10 protein-coding genes, 2 tRNA genes and 3 rRNA genes are annotated in these 16,171 nt (G+C 54.7%); 1 reads left to right on the top strand and 14 read right to left on the bottom strand.

Features of this window, described 5'->3' with window-relative positions; genetic code table 11:
* Positions 1-158: 158 nt before the first annotated feature.
* The 11 genes from rrf to RHM55_RS19275 form a co-directional block, all read right to left on the bottom strand.
* A 5S ribosomal RNA gene (rrf, locus tag RHM55_RS19325) occupies positions 159-274 on the bottom strand.
* 146 nt (positions 275-420) lie between these two features.
* A 23S ribosomal RNA gene (locus tag RHM55_RS19320) occupies positions 421-3,311 on the bottom strand.
* Positions 3,312-3,547: 236 nt separating this feature from the next.
* A tRNA-Ala gene (locus RHM55_RS19315) sits at positions 3,548-3,623 on the bottom strand.
* 30 nt (positions 3,624-3,653) lie between these two features.
* Positions 3,654-3,730: transfer RNA gene (locus RHM55_RS19310), tRNA-Ile, on the bottom strand.
* A gap of 83 nt (positions 3,731-3,813) precedes the next feature.
* Positions 3,814-5,352: ribosomal RNA gene (locus RHM55_RS19305) — 16S ribosomal RNA — on the bottom strand.
* The 16S, 23S and 5S rRNA genes sit together here with 2 tRNA genes alongside, the layout of an rRNA operon.
* A gap of 483 nt (positions 5,353-5,835) precedes the next feature.
* Positions 5,836-6,468 carry a protein-methionine-sulfoxide reductase heme-binding subunit MsrQ gene (gene msrQ, locus RHM55_RS19300; RefSeq protein WP_322177856.1) on the bottom strand — a complete coding sequence of 211 codons (633 nt, stop codon included), beginning with the start codon at positions 6,466-6,468 and terminating at the stop codon, positions 5,836-5,838.
* Entirely contained in the window at positions 6,468-7,481 is a 1,014-nt protein-coding gene (gene msrP / locus RHM55_RS19295; RefSeq protein WP_322177855.1) for a protein-methionine-sulfoxide reductase catalytic subunit MsrP, read from the bottom strand. Before msrP ends, msrQ begins: the two co-directional genes overlap by 1 nt.
* A gap of 65 nt (positions 7,482-7,546) precedes the next feature.
* Complete coding sequence (gene pssA / locus RHM55_RS19290; RefSeq protein WP_322177854.1) at positions 7,547-8,404, bottom strand: CDP-diacylglycerol--serine O-phosphatidyltransferase; 858 nt, start codon at positions 8,402-8,404, stop codon at positions 7,547-7,549.
* A 155-nt stretch (positions 8,405-8,559) separates the two neighbouring features.
* The gene (ilvC, locus tag RHM55_RS19285; protein WP_219063788.1) at positions 8,560-9,576 is read right to left on the bottom strand and encodes a ketol-acid reductoisomerase; all 1,017 of its coding nucleotides are present in this window, start codon (positions 9,574-9,576) and stop codon (positions 8,560-8,562) included.
* Between the two features lie 46 nt (positions 9,577-9,622).
* Entirely contained in the window at positions 9,623-10,114 is a 492-nt protein-coding gene (gene ilvN, locus RHM55_RS19280; RefSeq protein ID WP_219063789.1) for an acetolactate synthase small subunit, read from the bottom strand.
* Positions 10,115-10,116: 2 nt separating this feature from the next.
* The gene (locus tag RHM55_RS19275) at positions 10,117-11,841 is read right to left on the bottom strand and encodes an acetolactate synthase 3 large subunit (RefSeq protein WP_219063790.1); all 1,725 of its coding nucleotides are present in this window, start codon (positions 11,839-11,841) and stop codon (positions 10,117-10,119) included.
* Positions 11,842-12,244: 403 nt separating this feature from the next.
* Between RHM55_RS19275 and RHM55_RS19270 the strand changes: the two genes are divergently transcribed.
* Positions 12,245-12,670, top strand: a complete 426-nt coding sequence (locus RHM55_RS19270) for a DUF4124 domain-containing protein (RefSeq protein ID WP_322177853.1) — start codon at positions 12,245-12,247, stop codon at positions 12,668-12,670.
* A gap of 24 nt (positions 12,671-12,694) precedes the next feature.
* On the opposite strand, the gene RHM55_RS19265 is transcribed toward RHM55_RS19270, so the two are convergent.
* Genes RHM55_RS19265 through mrcB form a run of 3 tightly spaced genes read right to left on the bottom strand, consistent with a single transcriptional unit; the run spans position 12,695 to position 16,126 of the window.
* A complete protein-coding gene (locus RHM55_RS19265; RefSeq protein WP_322177852.1) occupies positions 12,695-13,024 on the bottom strand; it encodes a YqcC family protein in 330 nt (109 codons plus the stop codon).
* Positions 13,024-13,785, bottom strand: coding sequence for a tetratricopeptide repeat protein (locus RHM55_RS19260; RefSeq protein WP_322177851.1), 762 nt, complete (start codon positions 13,783-13,785; stop codon positions 13,024-13,026). Before RHM55_RS19260 ends, RHM55_RS19265 begins: the two co-directional genes overlap by 1 nt.
* A 16-nt stretch (positions 13,786-13,801) precedes the next feature.
* On the bottom strand, positions 13,802-16,126 hold the full coding sequence (gene mrcB, locus RHM55_RS19255; protein ID WP_322177850.1) for a penicillin-binding protein 1B: 2,325 nt from the start codon (positions 16,124-16,126) through the stop codon (positions 13,802-13,804).
* Positions 16,127-16,171: the final 45 nt, after the last annotated feature.

Raw genomic sequence — 16,171 nt, 5'->3', positions numbered from 1 at the left:
TAGTGGTCTACCCAAAAAATAGCCGCGCAAATTTTTTACCGCATGCGAGTACAGGTTCCGATGCGAGCGGACTAAGGCCTTTTTGATGGGGAGGATGTTTTCTCCGCGCATAAACAAAACCCCTGTTTGCGTAAGCAAACAGGGGTTTCGGAATTCAATCTTGACGATGACCTACTCTCACATGGGGAAACCCCACACTACCATCGGCGATGCATCGTTTCACTGCTGAGTTCGGGATGGGATCAGGTGGTTCCAATGCTCTATGGTCGTCAAGAAATTCGGCTGCCGGATCGTCGTGCTTGCGCGCAACGGGCCAACTAATGGGGATGTGATAGATCTGTGGGTTGTTGCCAATTTTCGGTTTGTGTCGTCTTCACACACCGCAATCTGCTCTTTCGACGCAAATTGCTTGGGTGTTATATGGTCAAGCCTCACGGGCAATTAGTATTGGTTAGCTCAACGCCTCACAGCGCTTACACACCCAACCTATCAACGTCGTAGTCTTCGACGGCCCTTCAGGGGACTCAAGGTCCCAGTGAGATCTCATCTTGAGGCTAGTTTCCCGCTTAGATGCTTTCAGCGGTTATCTATTCCGAACGTAGCTACCCGGCAATGCCACTGGCGTGACAACCGGAACACCAGAGGTTCGTCCACTCCGGTCCTCTCGTACTAGGAGCAGCCCCTCTCAAATCTCAAACGTCCACGGCAGATAGGGACCGAACTGTCTCACGACGTTCTAAACCCAGCTCGCGTACCACTTTAAATGGCGAACAGCCATACCCTTGGGACCGGCTTCAGCCCCAGGATGTGATGAGCCGACATCGAGGTGCCAAACACCGCCGTCGATATGAACTCTTGGGCGGTATCAGCCTGTTATCCCCGGAGTACCTTTTATCCGTTGAGCGATGGCCCTTCCATACAGAACCACCGGATCACTAAGACCTACTTTCGTACCTGCTCGACGTGTCTGTCTCGCAGTCAAGCGCGCTTTTGCCTTTATACTCTACGACCGATTTCCGACCGGTCTGAGCGCACCTTCGTACTCCTCCGTTACTCTTTAGGAGGAGACCGCCCCAGTCAAACTACCCACCATACACTGTCCTCGATCCGGATAACGGACCTGAGTTAGAACCTCAAAGTTGCCAGGGTGGTATTTCAAGGTTGGCTCCACGCAGACTGGCGTCCACGCTTCAAAGCCTCCCACCTATCCTACACAAGCAAATTCAAAGTCCAGTGCAAAGCTATAGTAAAGGTTCACGGGGTCTTTCCGTCTAGCCGCGGATACACTGCATCTTCACAGCGATTTCAATTTCACTGAGTCTCGGGTGGAGACAGCGCCGCCATCGTTACGCCATTCGTGCAGGTCGGAACTTACCCGACAAGGAATTTCGCTACCTTAGGACCGTTATAGTTACGGCCGCCGTTTACCGGGGCTTCGATCAAGAGCTTCGCGTTAGCTAACCCCATCAATTAACCTTCCGGCACCGGGCAGGCGTCACACCCTATACGTCCACTTTCGTGTTTGCAGAGTGCTGTGTTTTTAATAAACAGTCGCAGCGGCCTGGTATCTTCGACCGGCATGGGCTTACGCAGTAAATGCTTCACCCTCACCGGCGCACCTTCTCCCGAAGTTACGGTGCCATTTTGCCTAGTTCCTTCACCCGAGTTCTCTCAAGCGCCTTGGTATTCTCTACCCAACCACCTGTGTCGGTTTGGGGTACGGTTCCTGGTTACCTGAAGCTTAGAAGCTTTTCTTGGAAGCATGGCATCAACCACTTCGTGTGCCTAAGCACACTCGTCATCAGCTCTCGGCCTTAAGATCCCGGATTTACCTAAGATCTCAGCCTACCACCTTAAACTTGGACAACCAACGCCAAGCTGGCCTAGCCTTCTCCGTCCCTCCATCGCAATAACCAGAAGTACAGGAATATTAACCTGTTTTCCATCGACTACGCTTTTCAGCCTCGCCTTAGGGACCGACTAACCCTGCGTCGATTAACGTTGCGCAGGAAACCTTGGTCTTTCGGCGTGGGTGTTTTTCACACCCATTATCGTTACTCATGTCAGCATTCGCACTTCTGATACCTCCAGCAAGCTTCTCAACTCACCTTCACAGGCTTACAGAACGCTCCTCTACCGCATCACCTAAGTGATACCCGTAGCTTCGGTGTATGGTTTGAGCCCCGTTACATCTTCCGCGCAGGCCGACTCGACTAGTGAGCTATTACGCTTTCTTTAAAGGGTGGCTGCTTCTAAGCCAACCTCCTAGCTGTCTAAGCCTTCCCACATCGTTTCCCACTTAACCATAACTTTGGGACCTTAGCTGACGGTCTGGGTTGTTTCCCTTTTCACGACGGACGTTAGCACCCGCCGTGTGTCTCCCATGCTCGGCACTTGTAGGTATTCGGAGTTTGCATCGGGTTGGTAAATCGGGATGATCCCCTAGCCGAAACAGTGCTCTACCCCCTACAGTGATACATGAGGCGCTACCTAAATAGCTTTCGAGGAGAACCAGCTATCTCCGAGCTTGATTAGCCTTTCACTCCGATCCACAGGTCATCCGCTAACTTTTCAACGGTAGTCGGTTCGGTCCTCCAGTTAGTGTTACCCAACCTTCAACCTGCCCATGGATAGATCGCCCGGTTTCGGGTCTATTCCCAGCGACTAGACGCCCTATTAAGACTCGCTTTCGCTACGCCTCCCCTATTCGGTTAAGCTCGCCACTGAAAATAAGTCGCTGACCCATTATACAAAAGGTACGCAGTCACCCAACAAAGTGGGCTCCCACTGCTTGTACGCATACGGTTTCAGGATCTATTTCACTCCCCTCTCCGGGGTTCTTTTCGCCTTTCCCTCACGGTACTAGTTCACTATCGGTCAGTCAGTAGTATTTAGCCTTGGAGGATGGTCCCCCCATATTCAGACAAAGTTTCTCGTGCTCCGTCCTACTCGATTTCACTGCAAAGAGATTTTCGCGTACAGGGCTATCACCCACTATGGCCGTCCTTTCCAGAACGTTCCGCTAATCTCAATACAGCTTAAGGGCTGGTCCCCGTTCGCTCGCCACTACTAAGGGAATCTCGGTTGATTTCTTTTCCTCAGGGTACTTAGATGTTTCAGTTCCCCTGGTTCGCTCCATACACCTATGTATTCAGTGTAAGGTAACGGTCTTATGACCGCTGGGTTCCCCCATTCAGACATCTCCGGATCAAAGTCTGTTTGCCGACTCCCCGAAGCTTTTCGCAGGCTACCACGTCTTTCATCGCCTCTGACTGCCAAGGCATCCACCGTATGCGCTTCTTCACTTGACCATATAACCCCAAGCAATCTGGTTATACTATGAAGACGACATTCGCCGAAAATTCGCAATTTAACTCACAAATTTTACCTTAGCCCGTAACACCACCAGTGAAAGTGCTGTCCGGTCTAACTTTCTATCACATACCCAAATTTTTAAAGAACGATCTAATCAAAGACTAGAAATCAACATTCACCATCGAACCGATGGAATGCTCATTTCTAAACTCTACAATACAGAAGCAGTAAGTGGTGGAGCCAAACGGGATCGAACCGTTGACCTCCTGCGTGCAAGGCAGGCGCTCTCCCAGCTGAGCTATGGCCCCGTATCTCTACAGGCGTTTCCCACACAAAATTGGTGGGTCTGGGCAGATTCGAACTGCCGACCTCACCCTTATCAGGGGTGCGCTCTAACCAACTGAGCTACAGACCCAATTTCGGGCTGCTTCTAAATCGTCTTTTTCAATGAATCAAGCAATTCGTGTGGGAACTTATGAAGAAGCTGATGTCTTCGATTAAGGAGGTGATCCAGCCGCAGGTTCCCCTACGGCTACCTTGTTACGACTTCACCCCAGTCATGAATCACACCGTGGTAACCGTCCTCCCGAAGGTTAGACTAGCTACTTCTGGTGCAACCCACTCCCATGGTGTGACGGGCGGTGTGTACAAGGCCCGGGAACGTATTCACCGCGACATTCTGATTCGCGATTACTAGCGATTCCGACTTCACGCAGTCGAGTTGCAGACTGCGATCCGGACTACGATCGGTTTTCTGGGATTAGCTCCACCTCGCGGCTTGGCGACCCTCTGTACCGACCATTGTAGCACGTGTGTAGCCCAGGCCGTAAGGGCCATGATGACTTGACGTCATCCCCACCTTCCTCCGGTTTGTCACCGGCAGTCTCCTTAGAGTGCCCGCCATTACGCGCTGGTAACTAAGGACAAGGGTTGCGCTCGTTACGGGACTTAACCCAACATCTCACGACACGAGCTGACGACAGCCATGCAGCACCTGTCTCAATGCTCCCGAAGGCACTCCGCTATCTCTAGCAGATTCATTGGATGTCAAGGCCTGGTAAGGTTCTTCGCGTTGCTTCGAATTAAACCACATGCTCCACCGCTTGTGCGGGCCCCCGTCAATTCATTTGAGTTTTAACCTTGCGGCCGTACTCCCCAGGCGGTCAACTTAATGCGTTAGCTGCGCCACTAAGAGCTCAAGGCTCCCAACGGCTAGTTGACATCGTTTACGGCGTGGACTACCAGGGTATCTAATCCTGTTTGCTCCCCACGCTTTCGCACCTCAGTGTCAGTATCAGTCCAGGTGGTCGCCTTCGCCACTGGTGTTCCTTCCTATATCTACGCATTTCACCGCTACACAGGAAATTCCACCACCCTCTACCATACTCTAGCTCGACAGTTTTGAATGCAGTTCCCAGGTTGAGCCCGGGGATTTCACATCCAACTTAACGAACCACCTACGCGCGCTTTACGCCCAGTAATTCCGATTAACGCTTGCACCCTCTGTATTACCGCGGCTGCTGGCACAGAGTTAGCCGGTGCTTATTCTGTCGGTAACGTCAAAACACTAACGTATTAGGTTAATGCCCTTCCTCCCAACTTAAAGTGCTTTACAATCCGAAGACCTTCTTCACACACGCGGCATGGCTGGATCAGGCTTTCGCCCATTGTCCAATATTCCCCACTGCTGCCTCCCGTAGGAGTCTGGACCGTGTCTCAGTTCCAGTGTGACTGATCATCCTCTCAGACCAGTTACGGATCGTAGCCTTGGTGAGCCATTACCTCACCAACTAGCTAATCCGACCTAGGCTCATCTGATAGCGCAAGGCCCGAAGGTCCCCTGCTTTCTCCCGTAGGACGTATGCGGTATTAGCGTCCGTTTCCGAACGTTATCCCCCACTACCAGGCAGATTCCTAGGTATTACTCACCCGTCCGCCGCTCGCCACCAGGTACAAGTACCCGTGCTGCCGCTCGACTTGCATGTGTTAGGCCTGCCGCCAGCGTTCAATCTGAGCCATGATCAAACTCTTCAGTTCAAACATCTTTGGGTTTTGACAAAACCCTAAACTTAGCTCAGCAATCGTTGGTTACATCTTTGATTTCTCGCGGAGTAACTTGTGATGCTGATAATCAGTTGACTTCAGTCTTACAACACAAGCACCCACACGAATTGCTTGATTCAGTTGTTAAAGAGCGGGTGGTTGAGATCTTTCGTCTCAGCCGAGGCGCGCATTCTACAGCAGCCCTTGTTGCTGTCAAGCGGTTATTTTAACAAGTTTCAAAGTTTCCTTTGCAACTTCAACCACTTGCGCTTCGATCAACTTCACGTCTCTCGTTAGCGGGAGGCGAATTCTACAGCGTTACACGCTGCTGTCAACACCTCTTTTCTACCGCTTTCGATCCAGAAGATCAAAACCCCTTCCTCGCCGCTTACTCTGGATAACTCTTTGATTTACAAGGAGTTTTCCGTTTCATCTGCTCCGGAAGAGGTGCGAATTATAGACAGATTTTACGGGGCGTCAAGGGCTTATTGTGACCTTTGTTACAGCGGGTGCCTTTTGAGCCTTTAACCGAGGGATACGCCTAGCAATTGCCGGGATTCGCAGGACTAACAGCAATGCTCCAATGACTGCGTAGACAGCCCACTCTTTAAGGTCTGCGCGAACTATCCAGAGCATATGCAGCAATCCCAGCCCAAGAATCACGTAAACCAATCGGTGAAGCTTCTTCCAGCGAGCGCCTAATCGGCGCTGACTATAGCGATTGGAAGTGACCGCCAACGCCAGCAGACAAACAAACGCCAGACTGCCGACAATAATGTAGGGCCGCTTAATCAGCTCTACCCCCAACTGAGCCCAATCCAACCCGAGGATAAAGACCGCATAGGCACTCAGGTGCATGACCACATAAGCGAAACACCACAATCCAAGCTGCCGACGGACCGCGATCCATCCCGCCCAACCGCTCAACCGCTGCAACGGAGTCATCGCCAACGTGATCAGAAGCAAAATCAAGGTACCCAACCCCAGGCGATCGACCAGGATCTTGCCGGGATCAGGCCCCAAAGCAAAGCTCCAGGCCTGATACAACCAAAGAATAGGGGCTACGCACGCTGCAACGAAGACGCCCACGCGCCAAAAGGGATAACGCATCAGTAGTTCTTCCGCAGATCTAGGTTGCTATATAAGGAGGCAACCTCCTCCCCATAACCATTGAACATTTCCGTCCGCCTGATATTCGGGCTGAACAACCCGCTCGGCAGGCGTCGCTCTTGCGCTTGCGTCCACCGAGGATGATCCACAGTCGGATTCACATTGGCGTAAAAGCCATATTCACTCGACGCGATGCTCTGCCACGTCGTTTTTGGCTGCTCGCTGACCAGACTGATACGCACAATCGACTTCACGCTTTTGAAGCCGTACTTCCATGGCACGACCAGACGCAAAGGCGCGCCGTTCTGATTGGCCAGATCCCGCCCATACATACCCACCGCAAGAATAGCCAAGGGGTTCATCGCCTCATCCAGACGCAAGGCCTCGACATAGGGCCAATCGATCAGGGCAAAGCCGGAGCGCTGGCCAGGCATGCTTTTAGGATCTTGAAGTGTTTCGAAGCGGATGTACTTGGCCTTCGAAGTGGGCTCCACCTGCTTAAGCAATTCCGATATGGGAAAGCCGATCCAGGGGATGACCATCGACCAGGCCTCTACACAACGCAGTCGGTAGATTCGCTCTTCCAGTTGATAGGGCTTCATGAAGTCTTCGAGCGCATAACGCCCTGGTTTTCCAACCTCGCCATCGACCACCACACTCCACGGCTCGGTTTTCAAGGTGCCCGCATTTTTCGCAGGGTCACCCTTGTCGGTCCCGAACTCATAGAAGTTGTTGTAGTGAGTTGCGTCCTTGAATGGCGTAATCGCCTCACCCTTGACGGTGACGGCCTGCCATTTGGTATCAGGCAGTTTTGCGTTGAACCATGCAGGCGCAGAACCCGGTTCTACCCCCGCATAGGGAGAAGGATCAGCGGCACTGGCCCAGCGCGGCAGCGCACTGATGGCCAGTCCGGCGATGGAGCTACCGAGCAATGCGCGACGGGAGATATAGAATGATTCAGGCGTAACATCCGACTCTTTACAGGCGGATGCCGCAGGTAGCTTGATTAGCATTGATGACTCCACAGCTAGAGGAACTTATGCACCAGTAGGCTGTGGAGTATGGTAGAAATTGCAGATCACTCAGCCGATTTGTGACGACGAAGTCGTAACAAATATTGCACTGGCCCTGAGGCTGCGTAGGCAAGGAACACGAGCAGGAGGATACGAGGCGGATCACTGAACACGACCGCAAAGACCAATACGACGGCAAGAATGGCGACAAAAGGCACGCGCCCCTTGAGATCCAACTCCTTGAAACTGTTGTATTTGATATTGCTGACCATCAGCATGCCAGCGGCAGCCACCAGCAAAGCAACCAGAAACGACATTTTCGATCCCTGGATGCCGTAGTCACTGAAGGCCCAGACCGTTCCCGCCACAACACCCGCCGCAGCCGGACTGGCCAGGCCAATGAAGTAGCGCTTGTCGGCCTTGCCGACCTGAGTGTTGAACCGTGCCAGACGCAGCGCAGCACCGGCGACATAGATGAAGGCGACCATCCAGCCGACCTTGCCCATATCCCCCAATGCCCAGCCAAACGCCAATAAGGCGGGCGCGACACCAAAGGCAACCATGTCGGCGAGCGAGTCGTACTCGGCACCGAAGGCACTCTGAGTATTGGTCATGCGTGCGACACGACCATCAAGACCGTCGAGTACCATCGCGACGAAAATGGCGATAGCGGCAAAGGCAAAATACTTGCTCGCCCCGACCTGATCGCCAGCACTCAACGCGCTCTGCGCACTCATCGAGCTGATGATGGAATAGAAGCCAGCAAAAAGGTTCGCTGTAGTGAACAGATTAGGCAGCAGATAGATACCACGATGCCGGACCTTACGCCCTTCGGCATCATGCCCTTCTTCAATGTGCTCATCGATCGGTAGCAGGCTTTCGGCGTCAGAGGCCTGGTTTGGCTCTTCGGGACGTTCGCTCATGGACAATACCTTGCAACGGTGTGGAGAGTTTCGACAGATGTTTGCGACGAGGGTTCGTCATCAAACGATGCAGCTTTATACCAGAAGCGTGCAACCAAAACGAAAAAACGCGGCCGAAGCCGCGTTTTTCCAAAACAAAATCCTGGAACCAGGGATCAGTTCTTGGCTTTGTCGACGATCTTGTTCGCTGCAATCCACGGCATCATGGAGCGCAGTTTTTCACCGATGATTTCGATGCCGTGATTAGCGTTGTTACGACGCTTGGCAGTCATCGAAGGGTAGCCAGTGGCACCTTCGCTGATGAACATCTTGGCGTACTCACCATCCTGAATGCGTTTCAGGGCGTTGCGCATGGCCTGACGCGATTCGGCGTTGATCACTTCCGGACCGGTCACGTATTCGCCGTATTCAGCGTTGTTCGAGATCGAGTAGTTCATGTTGGCGATACCGCCTTCGTACATGAGGTCAACGATCAGCTTCAATTCGTGCAAGCATTCGAAGTAAGCCATTTCCGGCGCGTAGCCAGCTTCAACCAGGGTTTCAAAGCCTGCTTTGACCAGCTCAACGGTACCGCCGCACAGAACGGCTTGTTCGCCGAACAGGTCGGTTTCGGTTTCGTCTTTGAACGTGGTTTCGATGATACCGGTACGGCCGCCGCCAACGCCCGAAGCGTAGGACAGTGCGACGTTTTTGGCGTTGCCGGATGCATCCTGGTAAATAGCGATCAGGTCAGGAATACCTGCGCCTTTGACGAACTCGGAGCGCACGGTGTGACCCGGTGCTTTCGGCGCGATCATGATCACGTCGAGGTCAGCGCGAGGCACGACCTGGTTGTAGTGGATCGCGAAGCCGTGGGAGAAAGCCAGGGTTGCGCCTTTCTTCAGGTTCGGCTCGACTTCGTCACGGTACAACTGGGACTGGAATTCATCCGGGGTCAGGATCATGACAAGGTCAGCAGCAGCAACAGCAGAAGCAACGTCAGTCACTTTCAAGCCATGAGCTTCAGCCTTGGCGACAGTAGCCGAACCCTTGCGCAGACCAACAGTGACATCTACGCCGGAGTCTTTCAGGTTGCACGCTTGAGCGTGGCCCTGGGAACCGTAACCGATGATGGCCACTTTTTTGCCCTGGATGATCGAAAGGTCGCAGTCTTTGTCGTAATAAACTTTCATGAAATTCCCCTGTTATCCTGGCCGTTCAGGCCATTTGCGTAATGAGTTAAATGCTCAGCACTTTGTCGCCACGGGCAATGCCCGTCACGCCACTGCGTACTGTTTCCAGGATCGCCGAAGTGCCGATAGCCTGAATGAAGCTGTCCAGTTTATCGCTCGTTCCGGTCAGTTGCACGGTGTACACGCTACTGGATACGTCAACGATTTGCCCACGGAAAATATCCGTGGTGCGCTTGATCTCGGCGCGCTGGGCGCCAGTGGCCTTGACCTTGACCAGCATCAGCTCGCGTTCGATGTGCGCGCTTTCAGACAGATCGACCAACTTGACCACTTCAATCAATTTATTGAGGTTCTTGGTGATCTGCTCGATCACCTCATCGTGCCCCACGGTGGTCAACGTCAGGCGCGACAGGGTCGGGTCTTCAGTCGGCGCCACGGTCAGGCTTTCGATGTTGTAGTTGCGCTGCGAAAACAGACCAACAACCCGTGACAATGCACCAGGTTCGTTTTCCAGCAAAAGAGAAATGATGTGCCGCATGATTAAGTCCGCTCCGTCTTGCTCAGCCACATATCGCGCATGGAGCCGTCTTTGATCTGCATCGGGTAGACGTGCTCGCTGGTATCAACCTTGATATCAAGGAACACCAGGCGGTCCTTCATGGCGAAGGCTTCTTCCATCATCGGCTTCAAATCTTTCAACTCAGTGATTCGCATCCCGACATGACCATAGGCTTCGGCCAGTTTTACGAAGTCCGGCAAGGACTCCATGTAGGAATGTGAATGACGAGCGCCGTAGTTCATGTCCTGCCACTGACGCACCATACCCAGCGCGCCGTTGTTCAGGTTGATGATCTTCACCGGCAAGTCGTACTGCAGGCAGGTGGACAGCTCCTGGATGTTCATCTGGATACTGCCTTCACCCGTCACACAAGCGACATCCGCTTCTGGAAAGTTCAGCTTGACACCCATGGCCGCCGGGAAACCGAAGCCCATGGTGCCCAGTCCGCCGGAGTTGATCCAGCGGTTAGGCTTGTTGAAGCGATAGTACTGAGCTGCGAACATCTGGTGCTGACCCACGTCGGAGGTCACGTAGGCATCGCCACGCGTGACTTCGCTGAGCGTCTCGATAACGGTCTGAGGCTTGATGATGCTGCCGTCACCCTTGTTGTAAGGGAACATATCGCGATCAGCGCGCCACTCATCGACCTGCTTCCACCAACTGGCAACCGACTCCTTGTTAGGGGTTTCGCCGATGTCCTTGAGGGTGGCGACCATTTCGGTCAACACGCTCTCTACCGGGCCTACGATCGGGACGTCGGCCTTGATGGTTTTGGAGATCGAAGCCGGATCGATATCGATGTGGATGATCTTGGCGTTCGGGCAAAATTTTGCCGGGCCGTTGATCACTCGGTCATCAAACCGCGCACCGACCGCCAGGATCACGTCAGCATGGTGCATGGCCAGGTTGGCGGTGTAACTGCCGTGCATACCGAGCATGCCGAGAAACTGTCGGTCGTTGCCCGGGTAAGCACCAAGCCCCATCAAGGTATTGGTGACGGGTACGTTCAGCAGCTGTGCCAGCTCGGTCAATGGCGCAGAGCCATGACCCAGAATGACGCCGCCGCCTGCGTAGATGATCGGCCGCTTGGCCGCCAACAGCATTTCCACTGCCTTGCGAATCTGCCCCGAGTGACCACGCACAGCCGGGCTATAAGAGCGCAGCTTGGCTTTTTTCGGGAAGACGTATTCGAACTTCTCGGCCGGGTTGGTCATATCTTTCGGGATATCAACCACCACCGGACCAGGACGGCCGGATTGCGCCAGGTAGAACGCTTTTTTCAGGACCTCAGGAATTTCCGCAGCGCTTTTGATCATGAAGCTGTGCTTCACGATTGGCCGGGAGATACCGATCATGTCGGTCTCTTGGAACGCGTCGGTGCCGACCATGGTGCTCGGAACCTGGCCAGACAGGATCACCATCGGGATCGAGTCCATGTAGGCGGTTGCGATGCCAGTGATGGCATTGGTCGCGCCAGGGCCCGAAGTCACCAGTACCACACCGGCTTTACCGGTGGCACGGGCGTAACCGTCAGCCATATGAGTTGCTGCTTGCTCATGACGAACCAGGATGTGAGTCACAGCCGGTTCTTTGAACAGCGCGTCGTAAATATGCAGGAGGGCACCACCAGGGTACCCATAGATATTCTTAACGCCTTCGTCACGCAAAAAGCGGACGACCATTTCAGCGCCAGATAAAAGCTCCACGTTGTTCACCTCTAAAACGCCAGAATACCGCCCACAAAAAAGGGACGGGTCTTAATAGGTTTACTGCTAGCAGAGCATGAGCGACGGTGGTCGCCGACTACGTCAGCACTGACTGAGCAAGTATTGGGAGGTCCCCAAAGTGTTTGCGGGGCTTTCCCACCCAGCGCGAGGTAACGCGTTGCGGGTGTTACAGGTCGACGCGGATGTGCGCCTCATGATCTACCGAGAGGGTCTGCTTCTGGCAGTCCATCTACAGCGAACGTTGGATTGTTGTGATTAGACCTCTTCAAGTCAAGTCATCCGTGCGCTTTCTTCCGACTAACCGCATGAAAAGTCACTGAGTGACGGCTGCTGGCATGCACTTATGGTAGGTTGCCGGTGCACAGCCATCGAAGGAGGCACCATGCGCTACAGGACCCTAGCGGCCGTTCTTTTGTTTACAGTGAGCGCCACCAGCCAAGCCGGGCAGATCTATAAATGGGTCGATGCCCAAGGCCAGACTCATTTTGATGCGCAACCGCCAGCCGGGCAGCCGACGCAACAGATTGATGTGCAGAAGGCTCCGCCAGCCCCTCCCCGCCCTTCCCCGGCGGCAGGCAGCGTGCAGGGCGACCAGAAAGCAATAGAAAGCAAAGTCAAAAAACAGATTGCGGTGCAGGAGACCAAACGGGCGAAGTATTGCGAAGACGTAAGGACCAATCTGGTCCAGCTTCAAAACAATCCGCGCCTGCGTGAGGAAGTGAATGGAGACGTGAGGCGTTTGACCGAGGAAGAGCGTCAGACCCGAATAGCCGAAACCCAAAAAACCATTAGCGAAAACTGCCAGTAAACGCGCCAGGCAAAGAGCCGAGCGTCAACTGACCTCGGTGATCAGTCGATCGAACTGCGCCAGCAGTTGCTGAAGCTGTCGAGCTTCACCCTGACGGCTTGCATAGACCATCTCGGCCATTTCCAGAATACCCGACGCATTGGGTAAGGGTAGATCCTGTTCGAGGATGACTTTCATCCGCGGTAGAAAAATCCACTGCAACCACTGGTGGAACTCCAGCGTATCCACGGAAAAAGGCTCGCGACTGGCCAACACCTGCTCACTGGGTGGCAGATCACTCCACCAACCCAGCACACGCAGTTCACGCTCGATCAGCAGCAATTGCTCTGCGATCCGAGGGAAGCGCCTATCCATCAGAAGCTGACCTTGGCTTTTTGGCGGGCCACTGCTGCGCCAGCCGGATCCCCCTGCTTCTCACGCGATTGGGCAATCAAACCCCACAGGCTTGCCTGCAGACTTGGCCGCCCATTGGCGTAGGTCAGGCCACGGCGAGCGAGCTGTTCGGCCTGCGCTGCATCCCCTTGAGCCAGACGCACTTGCGCCAGACGGTAAAGCACTTGCGGCTCACGGGGCGCCACACGCTGGGCACGCTCAAGGCTCGACGACGCGCCATTCAGATCGCCGCTGGCTTGTTGCTGCTGAGCCGTCGTGAGCAACGACAAGACCGGGCCATCCAGCTGTTCGTCCGCAGACAAACCGCCACCACTTGGGATACCGCTCGGCATTACAGGCGCAGGCGCGCCGTAGTTGCCGGTATTAGCGGGCGCCGTATTCACGGGGGCAGAGTTGATCGGCGATGGGCTGATCGGCGACGTATCGATCGGGCTGGTGCTGATCGGCGCAGTATTGATTGGCGCCGCGTAACTCTGGATCGGCGCAGAACTACCACCACCGCCAGGCACCATCACCACTACACCTGAATCTTGCGGGATCGCTTGCCGCTGCTGAGGCTGGGCAACATTGGGCCGATACGTGCCCTTGTTGTTGGCGGGGATACGCTCACTGTTGGAGACCTTGCTACCGGAGTCCACCACCGGAATTGAGCCACGCTGCACGCTGGCACAGCCATTAAGCAAAGCCAAAGCCGTTACCGCAGGAATCCACCACTTATTCACATCACATCCTCTTTGCTTAATTCAACCAGCCCTTGACCCAATCCATCACTGCATCGGCCGGTGCTGGATTGACACCGCCACAGGCTGCGCCGGGTGCCGGTTCACTGCCGCGAATATACGGCATCTGGACCGCATTCGGGCAGGTTGAATCGGAGCCTTGACCGGTACTGGCATTGATCCAGACCTGAACCACATTGTCCGGCTGCGGCATATCCAATGGAAGTGGGTCTGCCTTGCGCATGAAGCTTGTCCAAATCTGCAACGCGCCGGTGGCACCGGTAAACGGAGTCTTGCCGTTATCATCGCGGCCCAGCCAGACAACGGCCAGCAAGTCCTGACTGAAACCCGCGAACCAACTGTCACGCGAGTCGTTACTAGTGCCGGTTTTGCCCGCCAGATTCAGAGAGCTCGGCAGTTGACTGTAGACCGACTTACCCGTGCCTTCGCGCATGACGCGCTGCATCGCATTCTGTACCAGGTAAATCGAGCCCGGATCGAAACGCTGCTGAATCTGGAACGGATAACGCTTGAGTGGCTCGCCCTCGGCAGTCAGTACGCTGCGAATACCGCGCATCGGCGTATTGAAGCCACCGTTTGCAATGGTTTGGTACATGGTTGCCACCTCCATCGGACTGAGCCCGCCCGCGCCCAGCAACATCGACGGATACGCAGGCCATTCACGGGTCACACCCAACTTGGCCAAGGTTTTGAACACATTCGGCACACCCAGCTCAAGCCCCAGTTTGGCCGTGGACAAGTTGTAGGAATGTGCCAACCCTTGGTACAGGAAAATGTTGCCATGCGCCTTGCGGTCGTAATTCTGAGGTTTCCAGATCTGACCATCTGCACCCTTGACCGAAAATGGCTCGTCGGACACCCAACTGGTCAGCGTGTACTGACTTGGACGCTCGAGGGCCGTGAGATAGATGGCCGGCTTGACCAGCGACCCAATCGGCCGTACGGCATCGATTGCCCGGTTGAACCCGGCATACCCTGCCTGACGGCTACCGACCAACGCTTGGACTTCGCCGGTTTCCGGATTGGTCACGACCATTGCCGCCTCCACATCCTCGGAACCCTTGCGACCCGCCAACTTCTTGAATGTTTCGTTGACCGCGGCCTCGGACTTCATCTGCAGGATCGGATCAAAACTGGTGAAGATGCGCAGACCTTCTTCGGTCAAGTCTTCGTCGCGATAGTCTTCACGCAACTGACGTTTGACCAAGTCCAGGAAGCCGGGGAACGAGCTGTCCGCCAGGCTGCCAGTCTTGGTCACACCCAGCGGCATTTTCTTGGCCGCAGCGACGACTTCCGGCGTCGCCACGCCCTGTTGCTCCAGAAGGTCGAGCACCAGGTTGCGGCGTTCCAGCGCGCGCTCGGGATAGCGGCGCGGGTTGTAATAGGAAGGGCCTTTAACCATGCCGACCAGCAGCGCTACCTGATGCAACTTCAGTTCGGACAGCGGCTGGCTGAAGAAGTACTGGCTGGAGAGACCGAAACCGTGGACTGCTCGTTGCCCGTCCTGCCCAAGGAAGACCTCGTTGAGGTAAGCCTCGAGGATTTCCTGCTTGCTGTAGTGCACCTCCAGCAGCAAGGCCATCATGGCTTCGGTCAGTTTCCGGTTAAGGCTGCGCTCGTTGCTCAGGTAGAAGTTCTTGACCAACTGCTGGGTCAGCGTACTGCCGCCCTGACGCATCTGCCCGGCAGACGCGTTGACCCAGAACGCCCGGGCAATCGACTTTGGCGACACACCGAAATGGTGATAAAAATCCCTGTCTTCAACCGTGATCAGCGTATCGAGCAAATACGGCGGCGCCTGATCGATCTTGATCAGGATGCGGTCTTCGAGATTCTTCGGGTAAAGCCCGCCGATCAATAACGGTTCGAGCCGCGCAACCGACAATTTCGAGCCATCGGTCGCCGATAACCCGGCCACATAGTCGCCCGAGAAACGCACGCTGACTTGCTGTGCAGGGTCCGTGCCTTCATAAAACTGGAAACCACGGGTATTGAGATCGACCCTGGTGCCGTTCACCGCTGCCGCGCCCGGCCCATTGGCGACGCTTTCACGGCGATAGCCCAAGGCATCGAGTTCAGTCAGGAAATCGACCTGAGAAAGCTTTTGTCCGACGAATAGCTCCAGCGGGCGGGCGTAAACCTTGGCCGGAATCGTCCAGCGCTTGCCAGAAAACTTTTCCTGGACGATAGCGTCGAGATAAACCGCAAAGCCTGCGAGCACGACAAGGCCTACCAGTCCGAGCTTCAAAGCCCAGCCAAACCAGGTGCGAAGACCGCCAGAGGCGCGTTTTTTGGGGGTACGGGGAGTGCGGGTACGAGTCATGGCGGCGGATTATACGCACTTTGTTCACGATCGACAGGCACCCTC

This window comes from Pseudomonas sp. MH9.2 (assembly GCF_034353875.1).
GTDB lineage: Bacteria > Pseudomonadota > Gammaproteobacteria > Pseudomonadales > Pseudomonadaceae > Aquipseudomonas.
Note: the sequence above shows the minus strand (reverse complement) of the source record. Positions and strands in the feature narration are given on the sequence as shown.